At 32.8% G+C, this 18,785-nt stretch carries 14 protein-coding genes and 1 tRNA gene; 8 read left to right on the forward strand and 7 right to left on the reverse strand.

Features of this window, described 5'->3' with window-relative positions; all coding sequences use genetic code 11:
* Both LNP04_RS07100 and LNP04_RS07105 read left to right on the forward strand, forming a co-directional pair.
* Positions 1-693, forward strand: a complete 693-nt coding sequence (locus LNP04_RS07100; protein ID WP_229985842.1) for a hypothetical protein — start codon at positions 1-3, stop codon at positions 691-693.
* Positions 638-1,636, forward strand: coding sequence for a hypothetical protein (locus tag LNP04_RS07105; RefSeq protein ID WP_229985843.1), 999 nt, complete (start codon positions 638-640; stop codon positions 1,634-1,636). Before LNP04_RS07100 ends, LNP04_RS07105 begins: the two co-directional genes overlap by 56 nt.
* Positions 1,637-1,881: 245 nt before the next feature.
* Here the strand turns inward: LNP04_RS07105 and LNP04_RS07110 are convergent, their stop codons facing one another.
* The 7 genes from LNP04_RS07110 to mce all read right to left on the reverse strand — a co-directional run bounded on the left by LNP04_RS07110 (position 1,882) and on the right by mce (position 11,431).
* On the reverse strand, positions 1,882-2,952 hold the full coding sequence (locus LNP04_RS07110; RefSeq protein ID WP_229985844.1) for a hypothetical protein: 1,071 nt from the start codon (positions 2,950-2,952) through the stop codon (positions 1,882-1,884).
* Complete coding sequence (locus tag LNP04_RS07115) at positions 2,952-4,703, reverse strand: restriction system-associated AAA family ATPase (RefSeq protein WP_229985845.1); 1,752 nt, start codon at positions 4,701-4,703, stop codon at positions 2,952-2,954. Before LNP04_RS07115 ends, LNP04_RS07110 begins: the two co-directional genes overlap by 1 nt.
* Positions 4,684-6,363, reverse strand: coding sequence for a restriction endonuclease subunit S (locus LNP04_RS07120; protein WP_229985846.1), 1,680 nt, complete (start codon positions 6,361-6,363; stop codon positions 4,684-4,686). The genes LNP04_RS07115 and LNP04_RS07120 overlap by 20 nt, the downstream gene beginning before the upstream one ends.
* Complete coding sequence (locus LNP04_RS07125) at positions 6,363-7,988, reverse strand: N-6 DNA methylase (protein WP_229985847.1); 1,626 nt, start codon at positions 7,986-7,988, stop codon at positions 6,363-6,365. The genes LNP04_RS07120 and LNP04_RS07125 overlap by 1 nt, the downstream gene beginning before the upstream one ends.
* Position 7,989: 1 nt before the next feature.
* Positions 7,990-10,785: a DEAD/DEAH box helicase family protein gene (locus tag LNP04_RS07130; protein WP_229985848.1), complete on the reverse strand. Its 2,796-nt coding sequence runs from the start codon at positions 10,783-10,785 to the stop codon at positions 7,990-7,992.
* Positions 10,786-10,896: 111 nt separating this feature from the next.
* Positions 10,897-10,970: transfer RNA gene (locus tag LNP04_RS07135), tRNA-Ile, on the reverse strand.
* A 62-nt stretch (positions 10,971-11,032) separates the two neighbouring features.
* Positions 11,033-11,431: a methylmalonyl-CoA epimerase gene (mce, locus tag LNP04_RS07140; RefSeq protein ID WP_229985849.1), complete on the reverse strand. Its 399-nt coding sequence runs from the start codon at positions 11,429-11,431 to the stop codon at positions 11,033-11,035.
* A gap of 174 nt (positions 11,432-11,605) precedes the next feature.
* On the opposite strand from mce, the gene rbfA reads away from it, so the two are divergent.
* The 6 genes from rbfA (at position 11,606) to ribD (ending at position 18,779) form a co-directional block, all read left to right on the forward strand.
* Positions 11,606-11,965, forward strand: a complete 360-nt coding sequence (gene rbfA / locus LNP04_RS07145) for a 30S ribosome-binding factor RbfA (RefSeq protein WP_129534819.1) — start codon at positions 11,606-11,608, stop codon at positions 11,963-11,965.
* A gap of 6 nt (positions 11,966-11,971) precedes the next feature.
* Entirely contained in the window at positions 11,972-13,177 is a 1,206-nt protein-coding gene (locus LNP04_RS07150; RefSeq protein WP_229985850.1) for an ABC transporter permease, read from the forward strand.
* A gap of 49 nt (positions 13,178-13,226) precedes the next feature.
* Complete coding sequence (locus LNP04_RS07155; RefSeq protein ID WP_229985851.1) at positions 13,227-15,017, forward strand: endonuclease; 1,791 nt, start codon at positions 13,227-13,229, stop codon at positions 15,015-15,017.
* A gap of 62 nt (positions 15,018-15,079) precedes the next feature.
* Positions 15,080-15,817 carry a shikimate dehydrogenase gene (locus LNP04_RS07160; protein ID WP_229985852.1) on the forward strand — a complete coding sequence of 246 codons (738 nt, stop codon included), beginning with the start codon at positions 15,080-15,082 and terminating at the stop codon, positions 15,815-15,817.
* 70 nt (positions 15,818-15,887) lie between these two features.
* Complete coding sequence (locus LNP04_RS07165) at positions 15,888-17,693, forward strand: DUF349 domain-containing protein (protein ID WP_229985853.1); 1,806 nt, start codon at positions 15,888-15,890, stop codon at positions 17,691-17,693.
* Positions 17,694-17,753: 60 nt separating this feature from the next.
* On the forward strand, positions 17,754-18,779 hold the full coding sequence (gene ribD / locus LNP04_RS07170) for a bifunctional diaminohydroxyphosphoribosylaminopyrimidine deaminase/5-amino-6-(5-phosphoribosylamino)uracil reductase RibD (protein WP_229985854.1): 1,026 nt from the start codon (positions 17,754-17,756) through the stop codon (positions 18,777-18,779).
* Positions 18,780-18,785 lie beyond the last annotated feature (6 nt).

Raw genomic sequence — 18,785 nt, forward strand, 5'->3', positions numbered from 1 at the left:
ATGCTTGAGAAAAAAAATATTGAACTGCAATCTTATCTGCAGCAATTTAAAGATTTCATTAATAGAAATGTTTACACCGAAATCGATATTAAAGATTTGCTTCTGAAAATTCTTGACACGCTAAACGAGGGTGACTTGAAAGATCTTTTAAACTTCGTTGAAAACAAATATCCTAAATTATTTGGGGGATTGGTAGAGCAATTAGAGAACATGACAATTGACAACATCTTTTATGGAAAATATCTCGGTCAAGATTTCAGGATAAAAGAAAATTGCATAAAACAAATTCAATCTTACGAAAGAACACATAATGTAGAAATGCATACTGCTTTACTGGTTGGAATGCTTGCTAAATATAACAAATCCGACAACAGTTTTTCTAAAATACTACATTTGGCTTTAATTCCTGAAATACATGAAGCAATAATACATAATTATAATTCCCTTCAGTCCAAAATTAAGTCCGGTAACTATCTCAGTATTGATAATGCATTGTGTATATTTTTCTTCCACGATAGAGACGAAGCTTTTGCAAAATTCAAAATTCTAATTCATAAAGATATTGAGCGAAAAAAACATTCAGCATATAGAATGGATTATAGACTAACTGTCGAGCTATTTTTTAAGAGATTACAACTTGACTATATACCAAAAATATACTGGATTAAGAGAAGCTGTCGTTGTGATCAATGAAGATACTTCAATGTTTGAACTACAAAAATTAGCTTCTGAACTAGAAAAGAAATTAAGGATTCGCATTTTTCAAATTGCCATCCATAAAGATGAGGGGCATTATGATAAGGATTCAAAAGAATGGATACCAAATTTTCATGCACATCTTGTCGCTGACTGGCAAGATCTCAAAACTGGAAAAACTTTAAAGCATACACGTTTCCAATATTCGCAAATGCAAGATATTGCTGCAAAGAGTTTAGGAATGGAGAGAGGTGAGAAAAAAGGAGTAGTCCGACTTGAAGCTATAAATTTTAAAATCGATCAAAAACTAAAGGAATTAGATGATCTGGAAAATAAAATTGCTGAACTTTCAAGTACAATCGATCCTGAAAATTTTCTTAATCTCAATGAAACAAAAAGCAACTTCTTTGGGATTACAAAAATGAGTGTTGAAAAAACAGTAGAAAACTTTATCAATCATGCGAAAACTCTAAACTTTGAGCTTTCACAGACAAAAATAAATAATAAAGTTTTAGTTAGAAATAATGACAAACTGAAATCAGAATGCTCTGACCTTAAAAATGATATTCTCAGCTTGAAAAACCTCAATAACCTGCTGTTATCAAATGTTGAACTCTATAATCAGAAGCGTAGAGAATACTTAGAATCCATTTTTAAGTTACTTGGAAAAACGATATTACAGGAACGCTTAAAGTATCCAATTTCTGTTAATACAGACACATTAAACAAAACAATGTCGAAAATCTGCGCAAAAATTGCAGAAAAAAATAAAATTCCTGAAGTTGCTATTGAAGAGATCTTTAAAGTTGAAAGAAATAATAGAGTTCTATTTCGGTATTTAAAAGATGGTAAATCTATTAAACATAACATCATCAAAGAAAATTCAAAAGATTTGAAAAATGATGAGACTATAAATCCTCAAAATTTTCTTCGAAGATAGATGAAGCATTTCAATGAATTTTACCATCCTCAAAATTGGCTAATTCAGCTAATTCAACTAATTAATTAACAAGAAAATATTTAATTATTTTTAGAATATAAAATTCTTACTTTTAGAAGTAGAGATAATATTGAATATTTTAAGATGTAAACCGTCAGATCAAGTATTGCCTAATTCGGATCAAGTTTGTAGTTATTAGTACAACTTAATTTGCACTTCTTATAATATAATACTTAAGCATAGCACTAAAAAAGTCCTTCCGTTCTACAAGCCTTAAGAAATGGAACTTTTAGTAAATTGTCACCCTTAAATTTATTTCTGTCGTAATTTTTCACCAATCTAGCAATTTCCTTATCTCTATCCGTCTGTTTTTCTAATTCATCTAACATTTGCACAAGCCAATACTTACCCTTAGATTCATTTGTTAAATGGTCTTTATATCGAGTTTCTGTATTATAAATATTAGTCCAAGTATTAATTTTATCTTGTTCAAATCTGCTCTTTCCTTTAAAATTTATTGTAAGATGCCTATGCCCATAATCTTTATAATTTTTAATATTAACATTACAGATAATATCAACATCTAGTGCATTTTGTGAATATGGATAAAAAGCTCGTAAATTTTGTCCTACTTTAAAGTCAAAGATTGGACTCTTTCTTAATTTATGAATAGAATTACAATCGTGACATGTTGGCACTAAATTCTTAAAATTTATTGAATAAGTTGCATACTTTTCTTTTGGAAGAAAATGATCATATGCTTCATGTCCGGCCATTTCATAGGAGCGAATTGTATTAATACCACAAAAGGGGCATATACCAGCGGTATTTATTTTTACGAAAGCATCATAATGATTTTTTAATGTTCCATTCCTATCTTTTATTACAGTGAGATTTAACACATTATCAAATAAATTCGTATAAAAATCATATAAATTTTTGGCTAAAATTGGCGAAAGTGATTCAATGTAAGTATTCTCTAAAACATCATAATACTTAGAATGAAATAATACTTTTTCTAAATTTCTACTTTTAATAAATTTTTTTCTTAAAGTTTTCCTTTGCTTGCCATCTAATTCTGTCTTAAATAAATCATAAATAACAGAAATAGGACCTGTGATATAATCATTTGGCTTCATAGAGGGGTCTTCTTTCCACGCCTCTTCCTCGGCAACTTTTTTAAGATCCGGACAACCATTTAGTAAGTCTAGAGAATATTCTTCATCTGCATTACACCAAACTTCAGTAAATAGGAATTCAATCCAATCATTTAATCTACAAATATTATGTTCTACAAATTTATATGGAAATAACATTACTTTAACATTTTATGGATTAACAACGTTTTTTCTACAGAATCCCCTAACATTGATTGTAATTCTTCAATTAGTTTTTCTCTATTCTCTCCGTCTTCAAATCTTTTTTCAATATCTGATAAAAAAGTATATGCATACTTACCAATAGTAATTGGAGTTTTAAATATTTCAATAGTTATTTTATTGACAGATGCTCCTAAAGTTTGAAACTCTGGAAAGCCACAACTAACCTTTTTCGTCTCATTGTCTTTCACAAACACATGAACATACTTTGATTCACTATCAGAAACTAAATAAGGAGAATGTGTTGTAATCAACATTTCCCTCATTATGTTTGATTCTTCCAAAGCGAAACAATGGCGAATGCTTGATATGAATTTTGCTTTCCAATCGGGATTGAAATGTGTTTCGGGTTCGTCTAATAAAAACAAACAACTTTCGTTTTTAAATAGCAAACAAAGCCCCAATGAATGCAAAAATTGGTGTTCTCCATCTGAAAGTTCTTTTGTAAATAAAGGTTTACTTAATCCTTTTTTCTTTATCCAAAGATTCTTAAATCTAAGAATTCGATTATCTTCCAAGGGAATAGGATTAATATCATGATTAATAAAAATATTTTTAGACTGATATACTCTTTTCTTATCATCATTTGAAGATACATATGCATTCAGTTCTAGAAGAATTTGAAATAATTGAAACAATTGTAATGGCTGATTATACTCTTCATTAGCAAAATGAAAACGGAAAGCTGCTTTTGTGGCTTCTGTTACTTTAAAATCTAAAATTAAAAATTCTTTAACCTCTTCTCCATTTTCTTGGTCTGAGATTTTAGTGTTATGACATGTAGCACACTGTTTTAATATTTCTATGCTATCCTTTAAATTAGATGTCAATTGAATTTGATAAGTCCTCTTATTCTCTAATTCAACATTTCTGTCTCGCAAAATATCTTCATGTAGATCAAGATATTTATCCATACAAATAATCAGCCTAAACTCATCAATATCTTCTAATTCAACCTCGTCCATAAAAGGGGCTAAAGTGGAATTATCTTGTAGTAAGAAATTGGCCAATAGAATGGCTTGGCTGTATTCATTATCTAAATATACTAGGCTTCCCTCAGATTTTGGTGGAAAGCCAAAAGAATCCTCATGAATTAATTTATCTGCATACTCATCATAATGCAAAAAACGAGTTTTGAAAAAAGGTAAACTTAATAGTTCATTTTCTCCTGATGAATAACCTAATATATACTTAGGAAGGAGTAATTGAATTTCTTTTTTACCAAGGGGTGTTATCTTATTTGAATAGTCTTCCCTATTTACCCATTCAAATATTGGAGTTTTACCTATTTCTTTTAAAATTCTAATATGAGCTTTTACTTGGTTTATAGGAATCTTAGGTAAATCACTTACAGATTTATCCATTAAATCAATTGCGATTGGCATGAAATATTCCAATTCAAAAGCATCTACCACACAAACACGATTGTCAAATCCTTTTGCATTTTCTTCGCTTTTTAAAAATCCGTTTGGTAAGTAATCATTGTACATGCAGTCCAAATGATAAAATATATTGGCTAATGCCTCTAATATATTTGACTTACCACTACCATTTCTACCAGCTAGAATATTGGGGTTGAAATCATGAGCTAATTGATAGTCAAAATCTCTTAAGAAATAGATTTCAAAACCACTTTGCAGTGACCTGAAACCTTCGGGTGTATTTACTTTAAACCTTAAAAGCTTCATCTGTTAATTTTAATTTTATGGTTTTATCATCTTCATCAAAAACTTGCTCAATTATTGGTTGCTTGGCTCCGATAAATCGGAATATAATGTTTTTCCAATTTTCATAAGTAAACTCAAAACCTGTTCCTCGCAAGATGTAGCTGCTTGCATATCGTTCTAATTCGGGCAAAGTAAAAGTTCTATCAGGAAAACCTTGCGTCAGAATGAATTGATAGAAATAATCTTTGTCCATTTTGAAAAATTCAATTCCTTTTGTTGCATCATCATCTTCAGGATACCCCAGATATTGACGAATACTCACATTACGAATATCCTTTACTCTATTTGAAGGCACTTCTCCAGTTGGTAAATTATGCTCAAATGAGTCGATTAATTCATCAAATTGTTCTTCGGTTAAATCTTCTTTCACTGCTTCCAAGTCTTCTTTTTTTAAATCTTCCATATCTGAAATATCTACTTTACTTAAATCTAGTTCCCCATTAAATGCTCTTTGGCTGGTGCTTCCATAAAGGTTTTCAAGTTCCTTTAGACTATTCTTTAATTGCTTTTTTATTATTTCAACTTGTTCAACAATTAATTTGAAATCATTTTGTTTTTTCGGATCAACTATTGGAATTTGTATTCTACGAACCGCATCCTTTGTAATTGTTTTAGTAACAGCACCTTTCACATTTCTCATTATACTACTTTTACCTAGTGGAGTAGTAAGGAAACGGTATATAAAAACTGGCTCGAAAGCTTCTTTCAGCCTTAATAAAAACGCATTCATTCCAAGTGAAACAGGTCTATTTAATACAGGCATCAAATAAACATTTCCAGCACTTCCAATTTTCGTAATTATAATTTCATTTCCGAATATTTTAGATTTCGACAAATAATTATATTCTTCCTCATTTAAGTAACGACAATCTGAATCAAAATCATTTTTTTCAAGGTCGGTGGTTCGAACCATCAATGCAAAATCCTTTTCAGTTTTAATTGTAATTTTTGCATTTAAACTTTCATAACTACCATTTGCATGATAGTCTGCAAGTAATTCAATTGCCTGACCAAGTGGTATCCAATTTTCTTTATTTTTTTCGGCTAATTCATCTTTGAACATTTCCATGAATGTTGAATTCAAAAGATCATCCACCAAAGCAATACTTTCTCTTCTCATTTGTATTAACTCGTCACATTTAGAAAGCACCTTGGATATTTGCATTTGATATTCAATAGATTTCGGAAACCGAATTTTTATTGAACGAATATTTTCATTATTTAAGATTGGTAGTAATGCATTTCTAGCTCTGCTTTGAAGAAGTTCCTTATTAGATTTCAACCAATAGTAAAAGAACTCAAAATATACTTCTTCATTTGTTCGAATAGCTGTTATTTGTTGGTTCGTACTGGATTCTATGCTCGTTATTGCTATTTTCCCAATATCTCCAATCGCACCAATAACAACAGTGTTCTTTGGAAGCATTGTTGCTTTGTTTTCATCAATAGCGGCTTTTGTAATTGTTCGATTCGATTTCCCTAAAAATTTACCTTTGTCTAAATCACCAGGAGTATACCAATTAATATCTCCACCATAGAATCTTTCAACCTTTGATGGAGGTGTTTTTCCCGTCTTAATAAGAGTTTCAATTTCTCTAATTGTTTTTTGAATGATTTCCATTAAAACAAGCTTTTTAATTCTTCTAACCCTTTAATAATTTCTTTTTCTAAACCATTTTCTCCTATTAATTTATCTAAAATAATATCAGGTTTTTCATAGTTAATTACGCTAAAATTATCTTCCTTATATTTTGAGAAACTTAAATCGTATCCTTCTTCAATGATTTTTGCAATTGGGACAAAAAAATATTTACTCATTCTATCATTTACGATTTGTGGGTCTTTAGTTCTAAACTGATTAACAATATCCTGCAAATCACCGTTACCTTCTAGCTTTGCTCTTTTATCGTCCAAAGTATAACCATCTGATTCCATATCATAAAACCAAACATTTTCGGTTGTGCCACCTTTCGTAAATATTAATAGAGCCGTACTTACACCTGCATAAGGTTTAAAAGCACCACTAGGTACTGTAATAACCGCTTTAAGTTCTGATTTTTCAATCATCAACTTTCTTGCATCTACAAAAGCAGCGCCTGTGCCAAATAAAACACCTTGAGGAACAACAATTCCTGCTGTACCACCCATTTCGAGCATATTGTAAATACGTTCAATAAATAGTAATTCAGTTTTAGTTGTTTTTAATGCTAGTTCTTCATTGATGTCGCCTTTATCTATGTTACCAGTAAAAGGAGGATTAGCTAGTACAATTTTATATTCAGCATTTTCAGTATAGCTTTTACTCAAAGTATCTTTGTAATCTATTTGAGGGCTGTCAATACCATGCATCATTAAGTTCATTAAACCCAATCGCACCATAGTTTGGTCAATATCGTATCCATGCAAACTATTACCTAATATTTCTTTTACATCTTCGTTTAATAATGCACTTCGGCTACTTCTAATAAACCCATCTTCATCTGGTTGTTTTTGGTCTTTTTCTTTATCAAGCTGCGTAATCATGTATTGATAAGCACCCAACAAAAAACCACCAGTACCACAAGCTGGGTCGGCAATACGATGTCCTAATTGTGGGTCAACTAATTCTACCAATAATTTTATGATGTGTCTAGGGGTTCTAAACTGTCCATTTTTGCCAGCCGATGCTATTTCACTCAACAACATTTCATACACGTCACCTTGTATATCTTGAAAATCCTGTCCTTTTTCATTGGAATCTTTTTCCATCTCTAAGTAAATGGCATCTATGGCATCAACGGCTTCTTTTAATAATGAAGGTTTGGGAATAATGAAAACTGCATTCGCCATATGTCTAGTAAATGAAGCATCCTCTTTGTCTAATTCTTTGATAAAGGGAAATACATATTGCTGCACATAATTAAGCATGTTTTCAGTTGGAGTAATTCGTTTAAATTGGCTCCATCGTAAACTATGTTTATCAACTCCTTTTGTTTTTTCAATTTTAGCAATTTCTTCAGGAGTTGCATCAGCTTTTGGTCTATCCTGTGGAAGTAAATAAATACCCTCGAATTTTGATTCATATGGTAATCCATATTCAATATTTGCAATACTTTCCAAATCGTTCTCATCTAGCTTTTTCATAAAAAGCAAATAGGTAATTTGCTCAATGGCCGTTAGTGGATTGGAAATACCGCCACTCCAGAACTTTTGCCAAAGGTCATTTATTTTGGACGCGATTTGCGGATTGCTATTGATTAAACTCATGTTATGCTGCGAATTTTTCTGTTAATGTTAAAATGTCTTGTATTTCTGATGGCGAAAAAATGCCACGAATTCCTTTTGGATGAATGATGGTAAAAGGAGCCTGTATCAAATCTCTTTTTGCAATATTACCTCTTTCAATAATGTAATTTTTCAATAAGTTAAGAAACTCGATTTGTCTTGTCGATAAATTAGTATGTTCTATAATAAATTGCTGAACTGCTTTGCTCACTTGTTCGTCAAAACTTTCCAAAATTTCAATTCCTAAAATGTGTTTTATAAACTCAATGAACTTTGCCTTTTGATGTTTATAAACTTTCCGTAAAATAGACTCAGTGATATGTGGATCTTCTTCATGTAGTTCTTCAGCCAATTGCTGTGCTTCGTCTTCAGTAATTGTATTTCCTGATTTTAGTTTTTGTAAAATCGGGTTTCGTTCTGTGAGTTCAGCAATTTTTGCTTCCACCATTTCACGATACTTTGTGATACTTACTGCCTCGTTTTGTGGACCAAACTCAACCATTTCTTTAGTTTTCAATACATCTTGCAAATTGAATTTTGCAGGACCATCTGATTGAAAGCGTTGTTCTCTGAATTTTATTAATGGTGATATGGTTTCTGCTAATTCTTCAAATCCATCATCAGAAATAGTTGACCAAAAATGATTAGTCAAAACTTGCTTGATAAATGATGTGTGCTTTGCAACAATATTTACTGATAAAGGCAACTCACTTACTATGGTGGTTATGTTTTCTTGTAGTGTATCAAACTTTTCTTTCTCTTCCGAAAGATGTGCAAGAGAAATCTCTAACACATCTTTTTGAAATCTCATTGCTTTGAAATCGGTTTGCGATACGGTTCTAAACAATGGTTTTATCGTATGTCTTAAAAATTCCAATTTTTCATTTGTCAGGTGTGTCCAGAAGTTTTCTTGTTCCACCTTAGCCAAATCAGTTTTTGAGTCTTGGATTACTACAGACTTTGTAGGAAGTTCAGAAATTTGAATTCGAAATTTTTCAATTTCCTTTCGAGCAATTTCAGGTCTGCCTTTCCCTAATGCCTTTTCAATTTTATCAATACGGATTCCTACGAAACGCACTGGCAAAGGAATTTGAGCCTTTAATTCTTTACCTTTGGGATTGAGTTTGAAGTATTCAAAATTATCCCAACAGTCCATAATTAAAAAAGTATCTTTCTCAGGACACCAAGGTTTTATTTTAGATTTTTCTAATAATCTTGTTCCTCGGCCAATCATTTGCCAAAACTTCGTGTAAGAGAAAACAGGTTTAACGAAAACAAGGTTTACTAATTCTCTTACATCAATACCAGTATCCAACATGTCCACACTAATTGCAATACGTGGCATGTCGTTATGTGTAAACTGACGTAATAATCCTCCTTTACCGTAAACTCTTGGGTCATCTGACACCATTACTTTCGCCAATTCACCAGTGTATTCAGGATAAAGCGAATCGAAAATCGCTTCGATTCTTCTTGCATGGGCCTTCGTTCCGCAAAAGAAAATTGTTTTGCCTGGAAGAACACCGTTCGGGTCTTTAATGCATTCTTCCATAAATTCTTTAACTATGGTAACATTAGTTCCTTTGTTAATTACCGTTTTTTCTAAATCGGTTCCTTCAAAATTTATTTCTGCAACTTCTTTTCCTTCTAAGATTAATTGTTTTTGGTCTTCAAGGCTTATGGTTCTTTTACTTATTCCTTCCTCTTGAAATTTCGTTTGAATTTTCATTACCTGAAAATCGCAGAGATAAGGCGGAATATTATTTACAGCTTCTTCGTATGAATAAGCAAATGTTGGTATCCCATCTTCACATTCAAAAAGTTTAAATGTATTATGGTCAATTACATCTCTTGGTGTAGCCGTCAAGCCAAGTGTGATTGTATTAAAGTAATCTAAAACTTCTTGATAGGTGTTGTAAATAGAACGATGACTTTCATCTACCACAATCAAATCAAAAAAATGAGGAGATAAAGAATTCTCTTCATCTCTAATAATATTCAACATTGTTGGATAGGTCGAAGTATAAATCCTTCTATCTTTGGCGATTGATTTTTCTCCGATTTTTGGCCAAGCTGGTTCGTTTGGCAAGTATTCTTTGAATGCTTCTAAAGCTTGATTTCTTAATGCAATACGATCAACCAAAAACAGAACTCTTTCAACCCACCCAGCTCTCATTAAAGCATCAACCATGGCAATAGTTGTTCTAGTTTTACCCGTACCAGTCGCCATTACTAAAAGAAACGTTCTCTTTCTTTTGTCAATACCTTCCATTACAGAACGGATAGCATGAACTTGATAATCTCTTCCTGCAATACTGTTATTGATAAGCTCCGAAGCTAATGGCTTTCTATTTTTTCTTATGTATTGATATCTTTCTAAATCATCTCTTGTCGGAAAACCAATCACTTTCTTGGGAGGATAGTTTCCTAAATCCCAAAAGTAAATTTCATGTCCATTTGTGTAAAAGCAAAATGGAAGTTCACCACCAATTTCTTTCTGAATATTATAACAATATTGTTTTGCTTGTTCTCTTCCTATTGAAGCATCTACAATAGTTTTTTTTGCCTCAACAACAGCGAGTGGCTTTCCGTCCTTTCCAAGTAGAACATAATCTGAAAACTGATACCTATTGAATGTAGCTTTAGGTTCGTTTGAAACATCTGACATATCAACAACTATCTTAAACTCATTTACTACTTGAGTTCTATTATTAATATCCCAACCAGCGATGGCGAGATTAGCATTAATAATTTGTTCTCTTGTTAATTTTTCGCCCAAAGTTATGTTTTTATAGATATGCCATAAAATTACAAAATATTATTAACTCCCCTATCTAGCCCCCTATAAAAAATAAACCCTTGAATATCAGAGTATTCAAGGGTTTTATTGTGGTCCCACCTGGGCTCGAACCAGGGACCACCTGATTATGAGTCAGGTGCTCTAACCAACTGAGCTATAGGACCTCAAAATTTGGTTAAATTTTGTGTTTGCAAAAATAGTAAAATTTCTTTCACTACAAAATTTTTTATGGCTTTTCTTGGCAAAGTTCTACCAAGACTCCGTTCGTAGATTTTGGATGAAGGAAGACAACTAATTTGTTATCAGCACCTTCTTTAGGTTCTTCGGAGATAAATTGAAAACCTTCTTTTTTTAATCTTTCCACTTCTTCCATGATGTTTTCTACTCCAAAAGCCAAATGATGAATCCCCTCGCCTTTTTTTTCGATGAATTTAGAAATCGGACTTTCAGGATTGGTAGCTTCAAGCAACTCTATTTTACTTTCACCGGTTTGGTAAAAAGAGGTGGTCACACCTTCCCTTTCCACCTTTTCATTTTTATATGATTTTTTACCTAAAAGCTTTTCAAAAAGCTCGTCAGAGAAGCCCAAAGTTTTTACCGCAATACCGATATGTTCTAGTTTCATAAATTTTATGTTGTTTTAAAGTCCTCTGAAACCGTCATATCATCAGTTTTCACTTACAGAAAATTGATGATATGATGATTTCAAGACTGTTTTGACTTAATTAATCGTAAATTTGATGGTTTCGTTTATTTTCAAATAAGCAATTCAAACAAAAATAGTAAATTTGCAGAACTTATGGAAAGTAACAGACAAAGAAAAGTAGCACAAATTATACAGGAAGATTTCGCAGAATTATTCCGCAAACAGTCAGCAGAAAGCAAACAAAGTTTTTTAGTTTCGGTTTCTGATGTCAAAATTTCTCCGGATTTAGGGGTTGCAAAAATTTATTTAAGCATTTTTCCGCAGGAATTCAGAGCTTCAATCATGAAAGAGATTGAGACTAACAAAGCACAGTACAGAAATTTCTTGGGTCAGAAAATGGCTAAGCAAGTTCGTGTAATTCCTCAGCTCAGCTTTTATCTTGATACCGCTCTTGATGATGTAGAAAAAATAGAAAAAGAACTGAGAGGCGAAGGCGACAATCCTGTATTGTAAATCATCTTGAAAAACATTGCATTTTATATAGCTTCACGCTACCTTTTATCTAAAAAAGGAAGTACGGCAGTCACATTTATTACGTGGCTGGCGGTGGGTGCTATGACGGTTGCCGTCGCTGCAATGTTTGTCATTATCTCTGTATTTTCAGGTTTAGAAGTATTTAATCAGAATTTGATTTCAAATCTTCATGCCGATTTGACGGTTAAAAGCACGTCGGGGAAAACCATAAAAGATTTTGATAAGATTAAAGGTATTTTAAAAAAGAATACAGAAATTCAAGATTTCTCTCGTGTTATCGAAGAAAAAGTCTATCTCAATTATAACGGAAAAGGTGATATTGGCTATTTAAGAGGTGTAGATTCTTCTTATATTAAAGTAAATCCGATTGACACTACCATTTTTTTTGGTAAATATCCCAGCTTTCAATATTCCAATGAGGTCATTATGGAACACGGTCTCGAGATGCGACTTTCGATTCCTGTTGATACTTTGAATAATTTCGCTACGGTTTTCATGCCTAAACCCGGCATCGGTATCATTAATAAAGAAGAAGACATCTATAATAAGAAGAATATTCTGGTGACCGGTATTTTTCCGGGAAATGATCAATTAAACAATTATATCATTGCACCGATTGAATTATCTGAAGAACTTCTTGATCTTCCAAAAAACTCGGCTTACCAAATTGTAATTAAACTTAAAAATCCTGATAAAATTAATCAGGTAAAAAAAGATTTACTCTCATCAATCGGCAAAGGAGTCGAAATTAAAACTAAACAGGAAGAGAACGCTGCTTTCTGGAAGATGATAAATACAGAAAAACTTTTCATTTATTTAATATTCGCTTTGGTAATTTTTATTACAACATTCAATCTGGCCGGAGCAATTATCATCTTACAACTCGATAAAAAGCAACAGGCAAAATCATTAATTTCTTTAGGATTCCCTTTGAGTTATTTAAGAAAAACATATTTCTACACAGGAATTTTAATTGTTGTACTAGGGGTTATTTCAGGCTTACTTTTGGGAACAGCACTATGTTTTTTCCAACTGAAAACTGAGTTTTTCAAAGCAGTTGAAACTTTACCATTCCCTGTGAAAATTGTTGCCGAAAATTATTTGATAGTTGCTGCAACCGCTTCTATATTCGGAATTTCTATTTCTTGGTTTTTCTCAAAAATCAGTAAAGATTACATTACTAAAAATTAACATATTACAGTTAAAAATTTTCGTAGATTTGCCTTCCAATTTAAAAAAAATGAAGCGAATTCTATTTTCTTTTGTATTAAGTATTCTTTTTGTTAATGCTTTTGCACAAATCCCGGTTGGATATTATGACAACGCAACGGGTACAGGATCGAACCTGAAAAGCCAACTTAATTTAATCATAACTTCTGGTCATAACGACATGGGGTATTCTGGATTATGGACTGCATACCAAACAACAGATCGTGATTATTTCTACGAAAACGACGGATCTATCTTAGACATTTACTCCGAAAGACCCAATGCAGCTGACCCATACAATTTCGCCATTACTACCAATCAGTGTGGATCCAATGGCTATGCAGGTGAAGGAGATTGTTACAATAGAGAGCATATCGTTCCTCAAAGTTTATTTAATCAGGCATCTCCGATGAGAAATGACGTTCATTTCATCAGAGCAACTGACGGCAAGGTAAATGGTGAGAGATCGAATTATCCTTTTGGTAAAGTAGGTACAGCCTCTTTCACTTCTGAAAACGGATCTAAAGTAGGAAACTCAGTGTCACCAGGATATTCGGGAACTGTATTTGAACCTATAGACGAATTCAAAGGCGATGTTGCAAGAATGATATTCTATTTTGTAACAAGATACGAAACTCAGCTTTCCGGATTCTCTTCCGGAAACATGTTGGGAGGCTCTGCCTATCCTGGCCTACAGACATGGGAACTTAATCAACTTTTGGCGTGGAATGCTATGGATCCTGTTTCTCCTGCAGAGATTGCAAGAAATAATGCATCTTACACTTTTCAGGGTAACAGAAATCCTTACATTGACAACCCATCATACGTAAACGCAGTTTGGGGAACTCCTGTTATTGACACACAAGCTCCGACTGCTCCAACTAATTTAATTGCAAATAATCCGACTTCAAACACTGTTGCATTAAATTGGACAGCTTCAACAGATAACATAGGAGTTGCCGGATATGATATTTATGCAAATTCTGTATATAAAACTACAGTATCAGGAACAACAGCAACGGTTCAGGGTCTGACTCCTTTAACATCTTACAACTTCTACGTAATTGCTAAAGATGCTGCAGGAAACCCCTCTCCACAAAGTAATATCGCAACAGAAACTACTCTTGCAGGACAGCCGGGAGGCGGAAGCGGAAGCTGTGGAACTGAGAATTTCACAAATATTCCAACTTCTACAACTCCAGCTTACGCTACAAGAACTTGGACTAATAACAATATTACATGGACAGCCACTGATGCAAGGATTGATCAAACTATTAACGGAAAAGCAATTACCATACAAAATGGAAATCTTACAAGCTCAACCGTTTCAGGAGGAATTCAATCATTGACAGTTACCACACAAATAAAATTTACCAATGGTACTGCTGGCGTTTTAAACCTTGAAATAAACGGAAATATTGTCGGAACTATACCTGTAGACTTCACAGTCAATACGACTACTATAAACAATCTTAATATTTCAGGAAATGTCGTGATCAAATTAATAAATCCAAACTCTTCAAACAGAGTAGCGATTGATGATCTTAGTTGGACGTGTTTCAGTACACTGTCAACATTAGAGACTACGAAAGAAAAATCTTTCAGCATCTACCCTAACCCGGTAAAAAACAATGAGCTTTTTGTAAAAGGTGAAAACTTAAACAAAATTGTAAACGCTGAAATCTATGACTTATCAGGAAAGTTGATTCAGTCGATTGCAAATCCTTTTAAAAACTCAAACAAAATCAATCTTCACGGAATTACAAAAGGAGTTTATATCTTGAAAACAGATAACATCTCTTCAAAATTCATCGTAGATTAATTAAACTAAATATTATTCAACTAAAAGACCGATTTTTTCGGTCTTTTTTTTATTTTTGAATTATGGATTCCAATAAAAAACTAGGTCTCATCGGGAGAAACATTTCGTATTCTTTTTCTAAGAATTTTTTTGAAGAAAAATTTCAAAAGCAAATGCTTAATCATTTTTCATATCAGATTTTTGACCTTCAGGAAATTAATGAGGTTGAAAATTTGTTTCAAGACTCTGAACTTTTAGGTTTTAATGTTACCATTCCTTACAAAGAAAAAATCATCGATTATCTGGATGATCTAAGTGATGAAGCCAGAGAAATTGGTGCTGTGAACTGTGTTTTGATTCATGAAGGTAAAAAAACAGGCTACAACACCGATGCATTTGGTTTTGAAAAAACACTGAAAATTCACAGAAAAGCACAACAAAATACCGCATTGATTTTAGGAAACGGCGGTGCTGCAAAAGCAATTCAATATGTTTTATCCAAAAATGGAATTTCATCAAAAATAGTATCAAGAAATTCAGATTTAAATTTTGAAAATTTAGATAAAGAAACAGTTCAAAATCATAAGATCATCGTACAGTGTACACCAGTTGGAACATTTCCTAATATTGATGACTGTTTAGATTTTCCTTTTGACGGACTTACAAAAGATCACTTGGTGATTGACTTAATCTACAATCCGAATTATTCAAAATTCATCATTAAATCTGCCGAAAATGAAGCAAAAACGGCGAACGGATTTTACATGCTTGAGCAACAAGCAGAAAAAGCTTGGGAAATTTGGAATAATAAAAAAAAATAACATAAATTAGTACATTATTAGGCTTTTACTACATATAGAGAAATAACGCCACTCACATAAAAGATTTGCTATGACTACAGAAAACAACCTTTCTGAAAACGAAGAAAATAAAATTTCTACCGAGGAAACTCCACAGGAAACATCTGAAATTACAGTTTCTTCAGAAGAAACACCCCACGAAGAAGAAACTGAACATACAGAAGAACATGTAGATGCAGATATTTCTCTGGCGGATGCCTTGAAAGAAATGGAAAAAATAATCAATTCTACAACTGCGGGAGAAAATTTCAGACAGTTTAATGCATTGAAAGAAAAAGCAAATCATGCCATTCACGATGAGATCGAAGACAAAAAGCACGAATATGCAGAAGCCGGAAATGCACCTGAAAATTTCAGCTATGAGCATCCTGCGCAGTCTAAACTTTCTGCACTGATTCATATTTACAAAGAAAAGCACGACGCATTTCAAAAAGGTCAGGAAGAGGAACAGAAAAAAAACTTAGATCACCGTCAAAATTTAATTGACAGATTAAAAAATCTATATACCAATTCTGAGCCTGGAGTCAATCTTTTCAAATCAATTCGTGAGATTAAAGAAGAGTGGTCGAAAGCCGGACAGGTTGCAAAATCTGAATTTAAAATCCTCAACAATAATTATTTCCATCATTTGAATCAGTTTTATCAGATGTTGGATTTGAATAAAGAATTCCTTGAGCAGGAATACAGCCACAATCTTGAAAAAAGACAACACATCATTGCCCGTGCAAAAGAGTTGGAAAACGAGCCGGTTGTACAAAAAGCTTTAAACGAATTGCAATATCTGCATAAGCTTTGGAAAGAAGAAGCTGAGCCCGTTGCTGAAGAATTCCGTGAGAAAACCTGGGATGAGTTTAAAGAAATTTCAAACAAAATTCACGAAAGAAAATCTGAACTTTCTGCAGCGATTGAAACTGAACAAAATGCTAATTTCGAGAAGAAAAACGAAATTATTGCTGAGATCAAGAAATTATCTGAGCCGAAAGATACTCCAAACCATAATTATTGGCAGAATTCTATCAAAAGAGTGGAAGAACTTCGTTCAGAATTTTTAAAAACAGGAAGTGTTCCTAGAAAATTATCCAACAACAACTGGAACGATTTTAAATCTACGCTGAGAAGTTTTAATACTACAAAAAACAATTACTATAAATCATTGAAAGGTTCTCAACAAGAGAATCTGGATGAAAAATTAAAATTGATTCAGACTGCAAAAGACAATATGCTTTCTGAAGATTGGGATATTGCGGTTGCTCTTTTCAAAAAACTTCAGGAAGACTGGAAAAAAATCGGTCACGTTCCGAAAAGCATGACCAATAAAATCTGGGATGAGTTCCGTGAGGCTTGCAACACATTTTTTAATAATTACAGAGAAAAAAGCAGTGCTTCTACCGACAACTGGAAAGAAAATTATAAGCAGAAAAAAGAAATTCTTGAAGAGCTTAAAACTATTTCTGACGATGAAGGAAGCATCGAGAAAATTGAAAACATCAAAACTGCGTGGAACAACATCGGGAAAGTTCCTAGAGATAAAATCGGCATCAACTCTGAATTTAATAAGACTTTAAGAGAAAAATTAAAGTTGAATAAAATCAATGAATTGGAACTGAAAGAAGAAGGTTTGTCTGAAAACCAATTGACTGATAAAGCGAGAAAAATCAAGAGCCAGATTTCTGATCTTGAAGCTGAAATCGTAAAACTAGAGAACAACTTATCTTTCTTCAAAAAACCATCGAGAGAAAACCCGATGCTTGCAGAAACGTTTAATACAATCGATAATAAAAAAGGTCACTTAGAAACATTGAAGCAGAATCTGCACAATATCATTTCTGGAGATTAAAATATTTAATACAATTTATACAGGCGAAGCAAAGAAATTTGTCTTCGCTTTTTTCATATTATGCAAGAGGAATTTTATATAAAAAGATGCATCGAGTTAGCTAAAAAAGCTACAGGAGACACTTACCCCAACCCTTTGGTGGGAAGCGTGATTGTTCACAACGGAAAAATCATTGGTGAAGGTTGCCATCATAAAGCAGGAGAAAACCATGCTGAGATCAACGCCATTAATTCTGTAGAAGATAAAAGTCTGATCCCGGAATCTACCATCTATGTTTCGCTGGAACCTTGTGCTCACTTTGGAAAAACGCCGCCGTGTGCTTTAAAAATCGTGGAATTAGGATTTAAAAAAGTCGTTATCGGCGCAATGGATTCTCATGATAAAGTGAACGGAAAAGGAAAAAAAATTATTAAGGATGCAGGAATTGAAGTAATTTCCGGAGTTTCGGAAAATGACTGTATTGATTTAAATAAAAGATTTTTCACTTACCACGAGAAAAAACGCCCTTTTATCGTTCTAAAATGGGCTCAGTCCGGAAACGGGTTTATAGATAAAGATTTTAAACCGACACAGATTAGCAATTCCCTTACGAAACAATACGTGCATGAATTGAGAAACAACGAGCATGCTATTCTTATCGGAACGATGACTGCTTTGCGCGATAATCCTAGCCTTACCACAAGGGAGATGACGGGAAGAAATCCAATAAGAATCCTGATTGATATTGATCTGAAAGTTCCGACTGATTATCACATTTACAACAATGAAGCAGAAACTTTAGTGTTTAATTCAGTAAAAAATTCCGATGAAGGGAATATTAGATTTATCAAAACTGAAAGAGAAGGATTTATTGAAAAATTACTTAACAAACTATATGAGTTGCAAACACAATCTGTAATTGTTGAGGGTGGGAATTTGGTTTTACAGCAATTTATAGATGCTAATTTGTGGGATGAAACCATTGTTATTAAAAATGAAAATCTCCAAATTGAAAACGGAACGAAAGCTCCAAGATTTCAGCATGAACCTTTTGAAGTTAAAAAATTCAGAGATAATGTGATGGAATTTCATAAAAATTCAAATTAGAATTTT

This window comes from Chryseobacterium sp. C-71 (assembly GCF_020911865.1).
Classification (GTDB): Bacteria; Bacteroidota; Bacteroidia; order Flavobacteriales; family Weeksellaceae; genus Chryseobacterium.